General features: G+C 70.8%; 18 protein-coding genes. 5 read left to right on the top strand and 13 right to left on the bottom strand.

Annotated features, from left to right (window positions below; all coding sequences use genetic code 11):
• Positions 1–111: 111 nt before the first annotated feature.
• Positions 112–417: a DUF397 domain-containing protein gene (locus tag ABTY04_RS30460; RefSeq protein ID WP_352216637.1), complete on the bottom strand. Its 306-nt coding sequence runs from the start codon at positions 415–417 to the stop codon at positions 112–114.
• Entirely contained in the window at positions 414–1,238 is an 825-nt protein-coding gene (locus ABTY04_RS30455; protein ID WP_352216636.1) for a helix-turn-helix domain-containing protein, read from the bottom strand. The genes ABTY04_RS30460 and ABTY04_RS30455 overlap by 4 nt, the downstream gene beginning before the upstream one ends.
• A gap of 112 nt (positions 1,239–1,350) precedes the next feature.
• On the opposite strand from ABTY04_RS30455, the gene ABTY04_RS30450 reads away from it, so the two are divergent.
• Positions 1,351–1,773: an ATP-binding protein gene (locus tag ABTY04_RS30450; protein WP_352216635.1), complete on the top strand. Its 423-nt coding sequence runs from the start codon at positions 1,351–1,353 to the stop codon at positions 1,771–1,773.
• Positions 1,774–1,815: 42 nt separating this feature from the next.
• The gene (hemB, locus tag ABTY04_RS30445; RefSeq protein WP_352216634.1) at positions 1,816–2,817 is read left to right on the top strand and encodes a porphobilinogen synthase; all 1,002 of its coding nucleotides are present in this window, start codon (positions 1,816–1,818) and stop codon (positions 2,815–2,817) included.
• Between the two features lie 179 nt (positions 2,818–2,996).
• Here hemB and ABTY04_RS30440 read toward each other — a convergent pair whose 3' ends face one another.
• The 3 genes from ABTY04_RS30440 to ABTY04_RS30430 all read right to left on the bottom strand — a co-directional run bounded on the left by ABTY04_RS30440 (position 2,997) and on the right by ABTY04_RS30430 (position 4,582).
• Positions 2,997–3,689 (bottom strand): hypothetical protein, encoded by a 693-nt coding sequence (locus tag ABTY04_RS30440; protein ID WP_352216633.1) that lies wholly within the window; start codon positions 3,687–3,689, stop codon positions 2,997–2,999.
• 192 nt (positions 3,690–3,881) lie between these two features.
• A complete protein-coding gene (locus ABTY04_RS30435; RefSeq protein WP_352216632.1) occupies positions 3,882–4,226 on the bottom strand; it encodes a hypothetical protein in 345 nt (114 codons plus the stop codon).
• A 47-nt stretch (positions 4,227–4,273) separates the two neighbouring features.
• Positions 4,274–4,582, bottom strand: coding sequence for a hypothetical protein (locus ABTY04_RS30430; RefSeq protein WP_352216631.1), 309 nt, complete (start codon positions 4,580–4,582; stop codon positions 4,274–4,276).
• Between the two features lie 170 nt (positions 4,583–4,752).
• On the opposite strand from ABTY04_RS30430, the gene ABTY04_RS30425 reads away from it, so the two are divergent.
• On the top strand, positions 4,753–5,025 hold the full coding sequence (locus ABTY04_RS30425) for a DUF1876 domain-containing protein (RefSeq protein WP_352216630.1): 273 nt from the start codon (positions 4,753–4,755) through the stop codon (positions 5,023–5,025).
• Here ABTY04_RS30425 and ABTY04_RS30420 read toward each other — a convergent pair.
• The gene (locus ABTY04_RS30420; RefSeq protein ID WP_352216629.1) at positions 5,015–5,131 is read right to left on the bottom strand and encodes a DUF397 domain-containing protein; all 117 of its coding nucleotides are present in this window, start codon (positions 5,129–5,131) and stop codon (positions 5,015–5,017) included. The two genes, ABTY04_RS30425 and ABTY04_RS30420, sit on opposite strands and share 11 nt — an antisense overlap.
• Positions 5,132–5,443: 312 nt before the next feature.
• Here ABTY04_RS30420 and ABTY04_RS30415 point away from each other — a divergent pair, with 312 nt between their 5' ends.
• On the top strand, positions 5,444–5,821 hold the full coding sequence (locus ABTY04_RS30415; RefSeq protein WP_352216628.1) for a hypothetical protein: 378 nt from the start codon (positions 5,444–5,446) through the stop codon (positions 5,819–5,821).
• Between the two features lie 73 nt (positions 5,822–5,894).
• On the opposite strand, the gene ABTY04_RS30410 is transcribed toward ABTY04_RS30415, so the two are convergent.
• From ABTY04_RS30410 to argS, 4 genes are all read right to left on the bottom strand, one after another.
• Positions 5,895–6,386: an SRPBCC family protein gene (locus ABTY04_RS30410; protein WP_352216627.1), complete on the bottom strand. Its 492-nt coding sequence runs from the start codon at positions 6,384–6,386 to the stop codon at positions 5,895–5,897.
• The gene (locus ABTY04_RS30405) at positions 6,383–6,892 is read right to left on the bottom strand and encodes an RNA polymerase sigma factor (RefSeq protein ID WP_352216626.1); all 510 of its coding nucleotides are present in this window, start codon (positions 6,890–6,892) and stop codon (positions 6,383–6,385) included. Before ABTY04_RS30405 ends, ABTY04_RS30410 begins: the two co-directional genes overlap by 4 nt.
• Entirely contained in the window at positions 6,889–7,317 is a 429-nt protein-coding gene (locus ABTY04_RS30400) for a DUF3995 domain-containing protein (RefSeq protein WP_352216625.1), read from the bottom strand. The genes ABTY04_RS30405 and ABTY04_RS30400 overlap by 4 nt, the downstream gene beginning before the upstream one ends.
• 247 nt (positions 7,318–7,564) lie before the next feature.
• Positions 7,565–9,343, bottom strand: coding sequence for an arginine--tRNA ligase (gene argS / locus ABTY04_RS30395; RefSeq protein ID WP_352216624.1), 1,779 nt, complete (start codon positions 9,341–9,343; stop codon positions 7,565–7,567).
• 330 nt (positions 9,344–9,673) lie between these two features.
• On the opposite strand from argS, the gene lysS reads away from it, so the two are divergent.
• Entirely contained in the window at positions 9,674–11,404 is a 1,731-nt protein-coding gene (lysS, locus tag ABTY04_RS30390) for a lysine--tRNA ligase (RefSeq protein ID WP_352216623.1), read from the top strand.
• Between the two features lie 78 nt (positions 11,405–11,482).
• On the opposite strand, the gene ABTY04_RS30385 is transcribed toward lysS, so the two are convergent.
• From ABTY04_RS30385 to ABTY04_RS30375, 3 genes are all read right to left on the bottom strand, one after another.
• Positions 11,483–12,274 carry an ABC transporter permease gene (locus ABTY04_RS30385; protein WP_352216622.1) on the bottom strand — a complete coding sequence of 264 codons (792 nt, stop codon included), beginning with the start codon at positions 12,272–12,274 and terminating at the stop codon, positions 11,483–11,485.
• On the bottom strand, positions 12,271–13,254 hold the full coding sequence (locus ABTY04_RS30380; RefSeq protein WP_352216621.1) for an ATP-binding cassette domain-containing protein: 984 nt from the start codon (positions 13,252–13,254) through the stop codon (positions 12,271–12,273). The genes ABTY04_RS30385 and ABTY04_RS30380 overlap by 4 nt, the downstream gene beginning before the upstream one ends.
• A 62-nt stretch (positions 13,255–13,316) precedes the next feature.
• Positions 13,317–13,985 (bottom strand): DUF4097 family beta strand repeat-containing protein, encoded by a 669-nt coding sequence (locus tag ABTY04_RS30375; protein WP_352216620.1) that lies wholly within the window; start codon positions 13,983–13,985, stop codon positions 13,317–13,319.
• Positions 13,986–14,160 lie beyond the last annotated feature (175 nt).

The raw sequence follows: 14,160 nt of genomic DNA, 5'->3' as shown, positions 1-14,160 counted from the left end.
GTTGTGCCGGCGGCGGGCTCTGGCGAGGATCTCCGCCGGAGAACGGGGAAACGGGGGGGCCGATGACGGAGCAGGACGACGACGAGGTCGTGGACCGAGCCCGGGGCGACGTCAGCCGGTGACCCAGCGGGTGAGTCCGGCCCAGGCGGCGGGGGCGACCGTCAGCGTCGGCCCGTCGGTGACCTTGGAGTCCCGGACGTGGACGGTGTCGGCGCAGGTACAGGTGGCTACTTCGACGCAGGCGCCGCCTTCGCTGCCGCTATGGGAGGACTTGTGCCAGGCGGCGGCGACCTCGACGCACTGGCCGCCTTCGTCGCTGCTGTAGGAGGACTTCCGCCAGGCGACGGCGACTTCCAGGCACTGGCCGCCCTCGTCGCCGCTGTAGCTGGACTTGAACCACTTCAATGGGGTGCTCATGTCTCTCCTAGCAGCCGGTCCAACAGGCCCTTTGTCTCTGTGACGTTGAGGGCCTGTGACCGCAGCATCGCATACTTCTGGGCGAGGATGCTGACCTCGTTCGGGTCGCGCACGAGGAAGCTGCCGCGCTGGGTTTCGGAGTAGGCGAGGTGCTGGAACTCCGGGGTTTCCAGGAGGGTGAAGGGGCCGTTGAGGCCCGCGTGGGCGGTGACGCCCAGGGGGAGCACCTGGAGGGAGACGGTCGGCTGGTCCGCGCAGGCGCGCAAGTGGCGCAGCTGCTCGCGGTAGACCTCGACGCCGCCGATCCGGTCCCGCAGGGCCGCCTCCCAGACGATGAAGCTGAGGGTCGGCGGGACCGGGCGGGTGAGGATCCTCTGGCGCTGGATGCGGTGGGCGGTCTGCCGCTCTATCTTCTCCTCGCCGACGAAGGGGACGCGGCAGCCGAGCACCGCCCGCGCGTAGTTCTCGGTCTGGAGCAGGCCGGGCACGGTGAGGGTGTCGTACCAGGACAGGGCGAGGGCCTCGGCCTCGCGCTCCATGTACTCCTCCGCCCAGGCGGGGATCATGTCGACCTCCGGGAGGCGGTTCGCCGCGACCGCCAGCAGGTCGGGCAGACCGAGGACGCGGTCCATCTTCTCGGCGACATTGGGCATCAGGACGCGCCTGCCCTGCTCGATCGAGGCGACGGTCTCGACATCGACGTGCAGCGCCTCGGCGAGGGCGCGCTGGGTCATCCCCTTGGCGGTGCGGGCTGCGGCGACCAGCGCGCCGACCATCTTCATCGCCGTCTCGTTGGGCCGGGGCCTCTTGCGTGGTGGCATACCTGTGAACTCCCCGCGTGCACATGCGAGATACCCGTACCAACCCGTACTCATGAAGGAGTACGGGTTGCTCGTCTCGCTCACGCTAATCACGCAACGCGACGATCGCCCCGTGAACGTGGGAATCCATCCGGCCATGCTGCGTGAGCGGTACTTCCCCCGCAGCCGCCAATCCATCGGCTCCAGCAGGGAGTTCGCGGCGGTGACACTTGACGCGTGGGGTGTCACACGCCGCCGGGACGACCTGTTGCTCTGCGTGAGCGAGCTCGCCACCAACGCCCTGCTGCACGGGGTACCGCCCGGGCGGTACTACCGGCTGCGGCTGCTGCTCTTCGAGGACCTCGTCAGGGTCGAGGTGGCCGACAGCGGGGGCGGGCTGCCGCACGTGAAGGAGCGGAACGCCGGTGCCGAGGGCGGGCGGGGGCTGCTGCTGGTGGCGGCCCTCGCCGAGCGGTGGGGGGTCGGGCCGCGCAGGCCCGGCAAGGTGGTGTGGTGCGAGCTGGCCGTGACGGGCCACCCGCGATCCACCCCCTAGGCTGGAAGCGACTGCTGTCCAGGCTCGAAGAGGCGACTGAGTATGAGCGCGTACGGATCCTTCCCCGGCTCGCGGCCCCGCCGGCTGCGCACCACCCCGGCGATGCGGCGGATGGTCGCGGAGAACCGGCTGCACCCCTCGGACCTGATCCTCCCCGCGTTCGTACGGGAGGGCATCAGCGAGCCCCTGGCGATCTCGGCGATGCCGGGCGTGGTCCAGCACACCCGCGACACGCTGCGCAAGGCCGCGGTGGAGGCCGTCGAGGCGGGCGTCGCGGGGATCATGCTGTTCGGTGTCCCCGCCGATGAGAACAAGGACGCGCTGGGCACGGCGGGCACCGAGCCCGACGGGATCCTGCAGGTCGCGATCCGCGACGTGAAGGCGGAGGTCGGCGACGACCTGGTGATCATGTCCGACCTGTGCCTGGACGAGTACACCGACCACGGCCACTGCGGAGTCCTGGACGAGCACGGGCGCGTCGACAACGACGCGACGCTGGAGCGGTACGCCGAGATGGCGCAGGTGCAGGCCGACGCGGGCGTCCACGTGGTGGGACCGAGCGGCATGATGGACGGCCAGGTCGGCGTCATCCGCGACGCGCTCGACGAGACCGGGCACGAGGACGTCTCGATCCTCGCGTACACGGCGAAGTACTCGTCGGCCTTCTACGGCCCGTTCCGCGAGGCCGTCGCCTCCTCGCTCCAGGGCGACCGCAAGACGTACCAGCAGGACCCGGCGAACGCCCGGGAGTCCCTGCGGGAGCTGGCGCTCGACCTGGAGGAGGGCGCGGACATGGTCATGGTCAAGCCGGCCGGCCCGTACCTGGACATCCTGTACCGGGTTGCGCAGGCGGTGGACGTCCCCGTGGCCGCGTACCAGATCAGCGGCGAGTTCGCGATGATCGAGGCGGCGGCGGAGAAGGGCTGGATCGAGCGCGACCGGGCGATCATGGAGACCCTGCTGGGCATCAAGCGGGCCGGCGCGGACACGATCCTGACGTACTGGGCGACGGAGGTCGCGGGCTGGCTGCGCGAAGCGCGCTGACCCCGGGACCGGGCCCGGCGGGCCCCGGCCGGGTCAGCGCAGCGGCCAGACGCGTGCGGACCCGGCGGGCGGCCCGGCCCGCCAGACCCGCCACCAGGTACGTGTCCGTCCACGCGCCCACCAGGTTGCTCGCCGCGCTCTGCCCATGCGGGGCAGCGTAGGCGGGGCCGGGCGGCGGCTCATGGAGTGGCGGGCGAGTCCGTCACTTCGCGCCGTCGGTAACGGTGGAGCTGCCAGGCCGCGTACGCCGAGAACGGCACGGCGACGGCAGGCACGACCCACCAGGGCAGACCGATCGCGAACGCGGGGACCGCCACGCCGGCGCAGGTGACCGCCATGCCGATGAGCAGCGGTTTTCCGAGCGAGCGCCAGGTCCAGGGCTGCTGCCCGCCGTATCCGGCCAGGCCCGCCGCGGCAAAGCCGAGCCCCAGGGCCGCCACGAGACCCGCGAACGTGCCGATGAGGGCGGTCATCTGGGCGTCGTCGCGGGGTTCGGCGGCGGAACTCTGGCGGACGTCGCCCTCGGCGAGGGCCGTGATCGTGCTGCGCCACACGGTGGCGGTCACCTGGTCGCCGGGCGCGAGCCGGTCGAGCAGCGGGCCCGGATCACCGAAGAGCACGGTCCCGTGCCAGGTGGGCGCGTCGGCACCGGAGCCGGCGCCGGAGAGAACCGCCTCGAACCCGGCGCTCCGGCCGCGCTTCTTGACCACCGTCCTGTCGACGGTGAAGGGGACGGTGCGCAGACAGTCGTCGAAGGTGGTGGCGGTGGGGGCGCACGGCTCGGCGGCCGTGTAGTCGTCGTAGCGCTCGATGTCGGACGGCAGCCACTCGGCGAACACGAAGCCGCAGAACAGCGCCGGTACCAGCGACACCACGGCGAGCAGCGCCCCACCCAGCCGCCCCCGGCCCGAGGGCGGTCTGTGAACCGTTCCGGTCCGTGTCACCACGTGCCTCCCCCATACGTGCTTCCCCTCGCCACAGCCTCCAGGCCCACAGGCGGGCACGCAACGGGGTGGACCGGCAACGGGAGTTCCACCGCTCTTCCGGATTCCGGCAACGGCGCCTCAGGGCCAGTCGATGATCCCGGCGAACACGATGTAGTCCAGGATCACGGCCGCCGGGGCGAGCAGGGCGAAGGAGACCCGGCGGGCGGAGTTCCGGCGCTGCCAGGGGAGCGCCCAGCTGGCCACGAGCACGGCGAGGACGAGCAGCAGGCCGGTGGTGAAGACGGGAAAGGCGATGTCGAACGAGGCGTCGAACCGGTGGCCCGCGGCCTCCCCGCAGGAGTCGCAGGCCATCGGCGACAGCCCGACGAAGAAGAACGCGACGAGGGCCATCGGCAGCGTCAGCAGCGTGGAGACGAGCGGCGCGACGAAGGCGCGCTTGTCTGGCGAGGTGTCCTGGTCCATGGCCCCAGTCAACGGGCCGGGCGGGCCCGGCACATGAGTGCGAGTACTCAGGTCCGGGTGGGGTTGCTGCCCTGGATGGTGGTGCGGCCCCTCAGGTGGAGTGCGCCCGTGCCCCGGGCGGTGACCATGGCGGTGCAGACGGGGTCGAGAAAGTCGACGGAACGCCGGTAGAAGAGGATCCGGGTCAGTTCGAGGTCGATCTCCTCGTCCACGCAGGGGATGTGCCGGAGACGGGCACCGAGCCGGACCGGTCCGACCATGCAGCGCACGACGAAGGTGACCTCGGCCTCGTCGGCGGCCTCGACCCGGTCGATGTAGAGCTCGGCGTCGATGGCGGTGGGGTGGGCACTCGTCATGCAAGGACGATAGATGAGCGGTGCCCGGAAGCGGGGGCGGGGGCCGTGCATCAGGGGTCGGGAGGGGCGGCCGGGGTCCGCGTACCCGGGCCGCTCGCCGCCCCCGCTCGCGTTCCCGCCGCCCCGGGCGCACCCTGGAATGAGGGTGACCCCCCTGGAGGTGATGCACCATGCCCACACTCGTCGGGTGGCACGTGGAGCTCGAATTCACCGAGGAAGGCCACCGCACCAGTGCGGCGGCCATGGTCAGACTCGGCGACGGCTCCGAAATGAGGGCGCGCGGCTATGCCATGCGCCACCCCTCCGACCCGGAGCAGCTGCGGGTCGGGGAAGAGATCGCCGGCGCTCGTGCGCTCATGGATCTCGCTTCCCAGATGTTGCAGAAGGCCCACTCCGAGATCGACGAGGTGACGGGCCGACACTCATACCCGATCAGCGGCTGACCCACTGAGCGAGGTGGGACCAGGCGGTGGGCGTGAGTGTGAGAGAAGGGCCGTGAGGGACTTTCGAGTCCCTCACGTGCACCTGGTCGGGGCAGGTGGCGGCCAAGTCGTCAAACCATCCGCGCTGCCAGGCAGTTCACCGCAGTGACACTTGACGCGCGGCGGTGGTCGGCCACGGAACGGCGACGGGGATGCGGCGCCGGGCGGGGGCGGGGTCTGTTGCCGGTCGCGGCGCTCGCGGACGGGTGAGGTGTCGGGCTCCGCGCGCAGGGGAAGGCCGTCTGGTGCGAGTGGATATCCGGCCCGGCGGAGCGGTGAACGACAGGTCGCTGCGGTCGTCCGGGCTGCCGCGCCGGGGGTTCGGTTCATCGACTAAGGGGGGCCAATGTCGCGTCCGTGGCGGTGGGTTGTCGTTGTCGTGGGTTCTGCGGCCGTGTTCTTCGTCTTCTTCAAGCTGGCCCAGGCGGATCCGTTCGGCTGGCTGCCCGAGAAGGATTCCGACACCGTGGCCGTGGCCGCCGGATTCGCCGGCGCGATGACCGCCGCCGTCGGGCTCGCGGGCGGCTGGTGGGCCGGTACGGCGCCCACCGGGCCGCGCCCTGTCCGGCCGGTGCCGGCCCGCCCCGTACGGCAGAAGGCCGAGGCGTCCGGCACGTCGGAGATCAGCCAGTCCGGCGGGACCCGTCCCGGCGAACGGCTCGACCAGGAGGCCACGGCCCGGGACAACAGCAGGATCCGGCAGACCGGCGGCAGTGAGCCGCGCCCCCGGTGGTGGCACCGCTTCGGCGGACGGTGAGCCGACTGCGGAAGGCGGGCAGGACCGGGGCACGCAGGCCCGGGGCGGGCGCGCCCCTCCCGGTGTCCCGGCCCTAGCCGGAGGCCGCCCCGGCGCCCCGGCGCTCCACCCGGGCCTCCACCCGGGCCTCCAGCCGGGCCATCGCATCGGCCAGTTCCCGCGCCGTGCCGAAGGGGACGATCGCCGCGCGCCCGGGAACCCGTACGCCGCCCGTCAGGGCCACGCGGGTGCCGCCGCCCGGCTCCGGCGCGGCCGCCATGCCGATGATCAGGAAGCGGCTCTGCAGCCAGCACCAGCCCGGGCGCAGGACGCCCCGGAAGTGGGCGCGGAAGCCGTACTTGCTGCGGGCCAGCGCCTCCACCCGGTCGCCGGTCCTGCGCAGGACGCGGACGCTGCGCATGTCCGGCTGGAAGCGGCCGAACTCGCCCTCCAGGTCGCCCATCACCGCCCAGACGGTGTCCGCGGGGGCGGGGACGACCTGCTCGGCGACGCGAGCTCCGCGGATGCCCGCCGCCATGATCCGGAGGCGGTTCACCCCGTCGATCGGGTGCATCTCGTACGTCATGCGAACCATGCCTTCCGGAAGCTCGTACGGGCCCGGTGCAGCCGGGACTTGGCGGTGCCGGCGGGGACGCCGAGGAGGGCCGCCGCGGACTCCTCGTCCAGGCCCTCCACGTCCCGCAGGACCAGGACCGCCCGGTGGTCGGGCGAGAGGCGGGCCAGGACGTCGCCGATGTCGGCGGCGAGGTGGGGGTCTCCGGGCCCGGGGAGGTCGGCGAGTTCGGCGGGGCGGGCGCGGGCCGCGCGGCGGGCGGTGCGCACGGCCTCGCGTACCGCGATGGCGCGGACCCAGCCGTACAGGGTCTCCGGGTCGCGCAGCGACCGCAGGGCGCCGAAGACGGCCATCAGGGCCTCCTGGCAGGCGTCCGGGCCGTCCGCGAGGGCGATGGGCGTGCAGATGCGGGCGATGTACGGGGTGAGGTGGTCGAGCAGGTCGTGCATCGCGAGGGTGTTCCCGGCGCGGGCGGCCCGGGCGAGCGCGACGCCGCGGTCGCGTTCGGCGGGGGTCACCGGGCGCGGGCCAGCCGGGCGGCCGCCCAGCCGAAGCCGAGGCAGGCGGGCGTGTAGAGGAGCAGGTTCAGCCGGTGGAAGGGGCCGTCCGGGCTGTCGAGGAGCCCGGCCGCCCACCCCAGTCCCGCCAGGCCCCGTACGGCCAGCCCGGCGGCGACGGCGGCGGTCACGAGGCGGGTGGGCCGGCCTCCGCGCCCGAAGGCGTGCGCGAGGACGGCCCCCGCGGCCGTCAGCGTGAGCCCCGCCAGCGGGAGGACGACGGGCGGGGCGAAGGAAACCTCTGTGCCGAGGACGGCGAGGGACAGGCTGCGCTCGCTCGCCGCGGGCCAGGTCAGGCCGGTGGCCCAGTACAGGTGCGCCAGCCCGTCCGCGGCCAGCAGCCCGGCCACGGCGATCCCCGTACGGCGCCGCGATGTGTCCCGCATGAATGCCCCCTCGGTGTCGAGAACCAACACCCCGAAGAGGAGACGGCCGCGGAGAACGTTCCCTGTGTGCCGCGTCACATCGGAAGTTGGATCCCGAACTCCAAGCCGGGGTTCCGAGGGTGGTCTCAGCGGCCGCGAAGCCCAGGCACTGGGGCAGTCCGGTTTCGTCAGTTCACGATCGGCCTCCCCTGCCGTCAGGACGGGAGGGGAGGCCGATCGTACGGAGCTGCGTGCCCCGCGAAGAGGGTCAGAGGCGCTCGGGCGTGCGGATGCCCAGGAGGGACATGCCCTTCGTCAGCGTCCGGGCGGTCAGGTCGCACAGGAACAGGCGGTTCTCGCCGACGACGAGCTCCGGCTCCGGCTTCACGACCGGGCACTGGTCGTAGAACGTCGTGAACAGCGAGGACAGCTGGTACAGGTACGCGGCCAGCTTGTGCGGAGCGTGCTCGGCGGCCGCCTCGGCGATCAGCTCGCCGAACTGGTCCAGGTGCAGGCCCAGCGCGCGCTCGGCCGGGGCCAGCTCCAGCTCGGGGTGCGCGACCGGCTTGCGGTCACCGGCGCGGCGCAGGATCGACTTGATCCGGGCGTACGCGTACTGGAGGTACACGGACGTGTCGCCGTTCAGCGAGACCATCTGGTCCAGGTCGAACTTGTAGTCGCGCGCGGCGGAGGTGGAGAGGTCCGCGTACTTGACCGCGCCGATGCCGACGTACCGGCCGTTCTCGACGATCTCCTCCTCGGTCAGGCCGACCTTCTCCGCCTTCTCCCGGACTACGGCGGTCGCCCGGTCCACCGCCTCGTCGAGGAGGTCGACCAGCCGTACCGTCTCGCCCTCGCGGGTCTTGAACGGCTTGCCGTCCTTGCCGAGGACCGTACCGAAGGCCAGCTGCACGGCCTTGACCTCGTCGTTCAGCCAGCCGGCGCGGCGGGCCGTCTCGAAGACCATCTTGAAGTGGAGCGACTGGCGGGCGTCGACCACGTAGATGATCTCGGTCGCCTTCAGGTTGCCCACGCGGTCCCGGATCGCCGACAGGTCGGTCGCGGCGTAGCCGAAGCCGCCGTCCGACTTCTGGACGATCAGAGGGGTCGGGTTGCCGTCCGGGCCCTTGTACTCGTCGAAGAACACGCACAGCGCGCCGTTGGAGCGGACGGCGACGCCCGAGTCCTCCAGCAGCTTGCACGTTTCGGCGAGCATGTCGTTGTAGCCGGACTCGCCGACGACGTCCGGGTCCTGGATGTCCATGTCCAGCTTGTTGAAGACGGAGTAGAAGTAGATCTTCGACTCGTCGACGAACCGCTGCCACAGCGCGAGGGTCTCCTCCTCGCCCGCCTGGAGGCCGACGACCCGTGCCCGTGCCCGCGTCTTGAACTCCTCGTCGGAATCGAAGACCGCCCGCGAGGCCTTGTACAGGCGGTTCAGGTTCGACATGGCCTCCTCACCGGAGGCCTCCGCCGACCCGGCGGCGGCCTTGTGGTCCAGCTCGTGCGGGTGCTCGATCAGGTACTGGATGAGCATGCCGAACTGGGTGCCCCAGTCGCCGATGTGGTGGCGCCGGATCACCTTCTCGCCCGTGAACTCCAGGATCTCGACCATCGCCGCGCCGATGACCGCCGAGCGCAGGTGGCCGACGTGCATCTCCTTCGCGACGTTCGGCTGCGCGTAGTCGATCACCGTCGTGCCCGCGTTCGCTGCGTACGGGACACCGAGGCGGTCGTCGCCGGCCCGCGCGGCGAGGGTCTCGATGATCGCCCGGTCGGAGACCGTGATGTTGAGGAAGCCGGGGCCCGAGACCTCGATCTCCTTGATCAGGTCACCGCCGGGGATGGCCGCGACCACGGTCGTCGCCAGCTCGCGCGGGTTGGCCTTCGCCTTCTTCGCGAGGGCGAGGATGCCGTTGGCCTGGAAGTCGGCCCGGTCGCTTCGTCGCAGCAGCGGGTCGGCGCCGCCGGCCTCAGGCAGGGCCGAGGCGAGGGCGTCCGCGACGCGCTGATGGACGGAAGAAGCGAGGGAAGGGACCGAGGCCATGAGCTGCCGTTCCTGTGAGGTCGTCGTGCGTGTGGGCGCACTTGGTTGTTCCGACAAGCCCCGAGTATCCCACGGAGGGGCTGTCCGGATTCCGGGATTTCCCGGGCACTGCAGTGCGGGGACGGACGAGATCACCCCGCGCGGTGAGGGTCCGGCGGTCGCTCCGGAGACGGTCCCGGCGGCAGTCCTTCGGACGCGCCCGGCGAGATGCTCGCCGCCGTGCAGCGACTCGGGGGATTCCGCTCGGCGCGGGCTGACAGGCAACCTCGAAGGGGCTGCTTCCGTCTGGGAGAATGGCTGAAGCCAGCATTCGAGATAGAAGGACGTGTCGTGGCTCAGAGCAGCACCGAGACCGACTGGGTCTCCCGTTTCGCGGACGAGGTCATCGCCGAGGCGGAGCGCCGAGCACCCGGCAAACCTGTCGTCGTCGCGTCCGGACTCTCCCCCTCCGGCCCGATCCACCTGGGCAACCTCCGCGAGGTCATGACCCCGCACCTGGTCGCCGACGAGATCCGCCGCCGCGGCTTCGAGGTCCGGCACGTGCTGTCCTGGGACGACTACGACCGCTACCGCAAGGTGCCGGCCGGCATCCCCGGCGTGGACCCCGAGACCTACGGCCAGTACATCGGCATGCCGCTGACCTCCGTCCCGGCCCCGGCCGGATCGGAGTACGCGACCTGGGCCGAGCACTTCAAGGCCGCCATGGTCGAGTCACTGGCCGAGCTGGGCGTCGAGTACGACCCGATCAGTCAGACCGAGCAGTACACCTCCGGTGCGTACCGCGAGCAGGTCCTGTTCGCGATGAAGCACCGCGGCGACATCGACGCCGTCCTCGACCAGTACCGCACCAAGCAGAAGCCGGGCGGCAAGAAGCCCCAGCAGAAGCAGGTCGACGAGGCCGAGCTGGAGGCCGCCGAGGGCTCCGGTGCGGCTGCCGAGGACGACGGCAGCAGCGCCGAGGGCGGGTACTTCCCGTACAAGCCGTACTGCGGCCGGTGCGGCAAGGACTTCACCAAGGTCACCTCGTACAACGACGAGACGACCGAGCTGACCTACGTCTGCACCGAGGACGAGTTCACCGAGACGGTCAAGCTCAGCGAGTTCAACCGCGGCAAGCTGGTCTGGAAGGTCGACTGGCCGATGCGCTGGGCCTTCGAGGGCGTGGTCTTCGAGCCCTCGGGCGTCGACCACTCCTCGCCCGGCTCGTCGTTCCAGGTCGGCGGGCAGATCGTGCACATCTTCGGCGGCGAGCAGCCGATCGGGCCGATGTACGCGTTCGTCGGCATCAGCGGCATGGCCAAGATGTCCTCCAGCAAGGGCGGGGTCCCCACCCCGGCCGACGCGCTGAAGATCATGGAGCCGCAGCTGCTGCGCTGGCTGTACGCCCGCCGCAGGCCGAACCAGTCCTTCAAGATCGCCTTCGACCAGGAGATCCAGCGGCTGTACGACGAGTGGGACAAGCTGGAGGCCAAGGTCGCCGACGGCTCCGTCCTCCCCGCCGACGCCGCCGCGCACACCCGCGCCGTACGCGTCGCCTCGCACGAGCTGCCGCGCACCCCGCGCCCGCTGCCGTACCGGACGCTCGCCTCCGTCGTCGACATCACCGCCGGCCACGACGAGCAGACCCTGCGCATCCTGGCCGACCTGGACCCGACGCAGCCGCTGGCCTCCCTCGACGAGGTACGGCCGCGCCTGGACCGCGCCGAGAACTGGATCACCACCCAGGTCCCGGCCGACCAGCGGACCCTCGTCCGCGAGGAGCCCGACACCGAGCTGCTGTCCTCCCTGGACGACGAGGGCCGCGAGTCGCTGCGGCTGCTCCTGGAGGGCCTGGACTCGCACTGGTCGCTCGACGGGCTCACCACGCTCGTCTACGGCGTCCCGAAGGTGATGGCCGGCCTGGAGCCCGACGCGAAGCCGACGCCCGAGCTCAAGGTCGCCCAGCGCTCGTTCTTCGCGCTGCTGTACCGCCTGCTCGTGACCCGGGAGACCGGGCCGCGCCTGCCCACGCTGCTGCTGGCGGTCGGAGCGGACCGGGTGCGCAAGCTGCTCGCCGCCTGAGCCGTCGAGGCGTCGTGTACGACGTCGGAAGGGCCCGCACCCCTCGGGGGTGCGGGCCCTTTCCTGTATGCATGACCGCTACTTCGGGTCGCTGTTGAACTTGGAGGTGGACCAGAAGTAGCCGAGGACGGTGAGGGCGATGCACCAGGCGATGGCGAGCCATCCGTTGTTGCCGATTTCGGTGCCGAGGAGGAGTCCGCGGAGGGTTTCGATGGCGGGGGTGAAGGGCTGGTATTCGGCGATGGGGCGGAACCAGCCGGGCATGGACTGGGTGGGGGTGAAGGCGCTGGAGAGGAGGGGGAGGAGGATCAGGGGCATGGCGTTGTTGCTGGCGGCTTCGGCGGTGGGGCTGATGAGGCCCATGCCGACGGCGATCCAGGTGAGGGAGAGCGCGAAGAGGACGAGGAGTCCGAAGGCGGCGAGCCATTCCAGGGGGGTGGCGTTGGTGGAGCGGAAGCCGATGGCGATGGCGACGAGGGCGACGAGGACGACGCTGGCGATGGATTGCAGGACGCTGCCGATGACGTGTCCGACGATGACGGATCCGCGGTGGATGGCCATGGTGCGGAAGCGGGCGATGATGCCTTCGCTCATGTCGTTGGAGACGGATACGGCGGTTCCGATGACGGTGCTGCCGATGGTCATCAGGAGGAGGCCGGGGACGAGGTAGGCGATGTAGGCGTCGCGGTCGGGGGTGCCACCGGTGATTCCTGCGCTCATGGTGTCGCCGAAGATGTAGACGAAGAGCAGCAGGAGCATGATCGGGGTGAGGAGGAGGTTGAGGGTGAGGGAGGGGTAGCGGCGGGCGTGCAGGAGGTTGCGGCGCAGCATGGTGGTGGAGTCGCGTACGGCGAGGGAGAGGGAGCTCATCGGACGTTCTCCTTGTGCTGGGCGGGCTGGGTGGGCTGGGCCGGCTGGTGGGGGATGTCGGTGTTGGCGGTGAGGGCGAAGAAGACGTCGTCGAGGTCGGGGGTGTGGACGGTGAGTTCGTCTGCTTCGATGCCGGTGGTGTCGAGGTGGTCGAGGATGGTGCGCAGTTCGCGCTGGCTGCCGTCGCTGGGGATCTGCAGGGTGAGGTTTTCGTCGTTGCGGGTGGCGTGGTGGAGGGTGGCGGCGGCGCTGCGGTAGGTGGTGGGGTCGGTGAAGCGCAGGCGGATGTGTCCGCCGGGGATGAGTCGTTTGAGTTCTTCGGCGGTGCCGTGGGCTGCGATCTTGCCGTTGTTGAGGACGGCGATGGTGTCGGCGAGTTCGTCTGCTTCTTCGAGGTATTGGGTGGTGAGGAAGACGGTGACGCCGCCGGTGACGAGTTGGCGGATGATCTGCCACATGTTGTGGCGGGATCGGGGGTCGAGGCCGGTGGTGGGTTCGTCGAGGAAGATGATCTTCGGGTTGCCGACGAGGGTCATGGCGATGTCGAGGCGTCGTTTCATGCCGCCGGAGTAGGTGGAGGCGGGCTTCTTGGCGGCGTCGACGAGGTCGAAGCGCTGCAGTAGTTCGGTGGTGACGCGGCGTCCCTCGGTTTTGGGGAGGTGGTGGAGGTCGGCCATGAGGAGCATGTTCTCCTCGCCGGTGATGAGGCCGTCGACGGCGGAGAACTGTCCGGTGACGCCGATGGTCTTGCGGACGGCCTGGGGGTGGGTGGCGAGGTTGTGGCCGCCGATGTGGATGTCGCCGGCGTCGGTGGTGATGAGGGTGGAGAGGATTTTGACGGCGGTGGTCTTGCCGGCGCCGTTGGGGCCGAGGAGGGCGAAGACGGTGCCGGCGGGGACGGCGAGGTCGACTTCGTCCAGGACGCTCTTGTCGCCGTAGGACTTGCGCAGCCCGTACGCCGCGATGGCAAGGTCGGTCATGAGGGGTTCTCCTACTGTCTGCGGCTGGGGGCTGCGCGGGCTGCGGGCTGGGGGCTGGGGGGTTAGAGGGTGCGGGCGGTGATGTCGCCGTAGGCGGTGGTCGCCTGGATGTTCAGGGCGGGGGTGTTGCCGGCGTTCTGCAGGGAGTTGTGGATGCGGCCGTGGCCGGTGCCGGCGTCCAGGGAGGCGGAGGTGCCGGGGGCGGCGCCGATGTGCAGGTTGCCGGCCTCGGTGCGCAGGGTGACCGTGCCGGTCACGGCCTCGGTGATGGTGATGTCGCCCTTCTGGGTGCTGATCTGCGCGCTCCCGCCCAGGCGGGTGACCGAGATGTCGCCGGCCTGGAGGGTCAGGCGGGCGGCGGCGGTCTCGTCGAGGCTGATGGTGCCGTGGGCGCTCTCGTAGGTGACGTCGCCGAGCCGTCCGGTGCTGTGGAGTTCGGCGCTGGCCGTCTTCGCCTGGATGCGGGAGCCGGCGGGCAGCTGGACGGTGACCTCAAGGGAGCCGGTGGCGCCGACGAGCCGGTTCTTCGCCTCCGCGGTCTCGATCCGCAGGATGCCGTCGCGGTAGTCGACCGTGGTCGCCTCCGCCGTCTTCACGTCGCGGCTCTTGCCGGCGTCCGCGGGAGCGACCTCGACCACGGCGCCGTCCTGGTCGGCGGCGACGAACCGGATACGACCCGCGGGGACGTCCAGGACGACCGAGACCGGACCGGTGGTGGCGAACTTCTGCATGGTGCTCTCCTTCGTCTGTGTCGTGCGCCGCACTTGCGGTCGCCGTTTCCGACATTGGAAAAGCTACGTTGCGTTCACGAGGTTGGGAACAGGCTTGTTGCGTAAAAACCCAATCACTGCAGGTCAAGGCAAGGAAATCGTTGCAATGGTTGCATATCTAATGCAACAAGGCCGG

The organism is Streptomyces sp. NPDC097981, from assembly GCF_040302565.1.
Lineage (GTDB): Bacteria > Actinomycetota > Actinomycetes > Streptomycetales > Streptomycetaceae > Streptomyces.
Note: the sequence above shows the minus strand (reverse complement) of the source record. Positions and strands in the feature narration are given on the sequence as shown.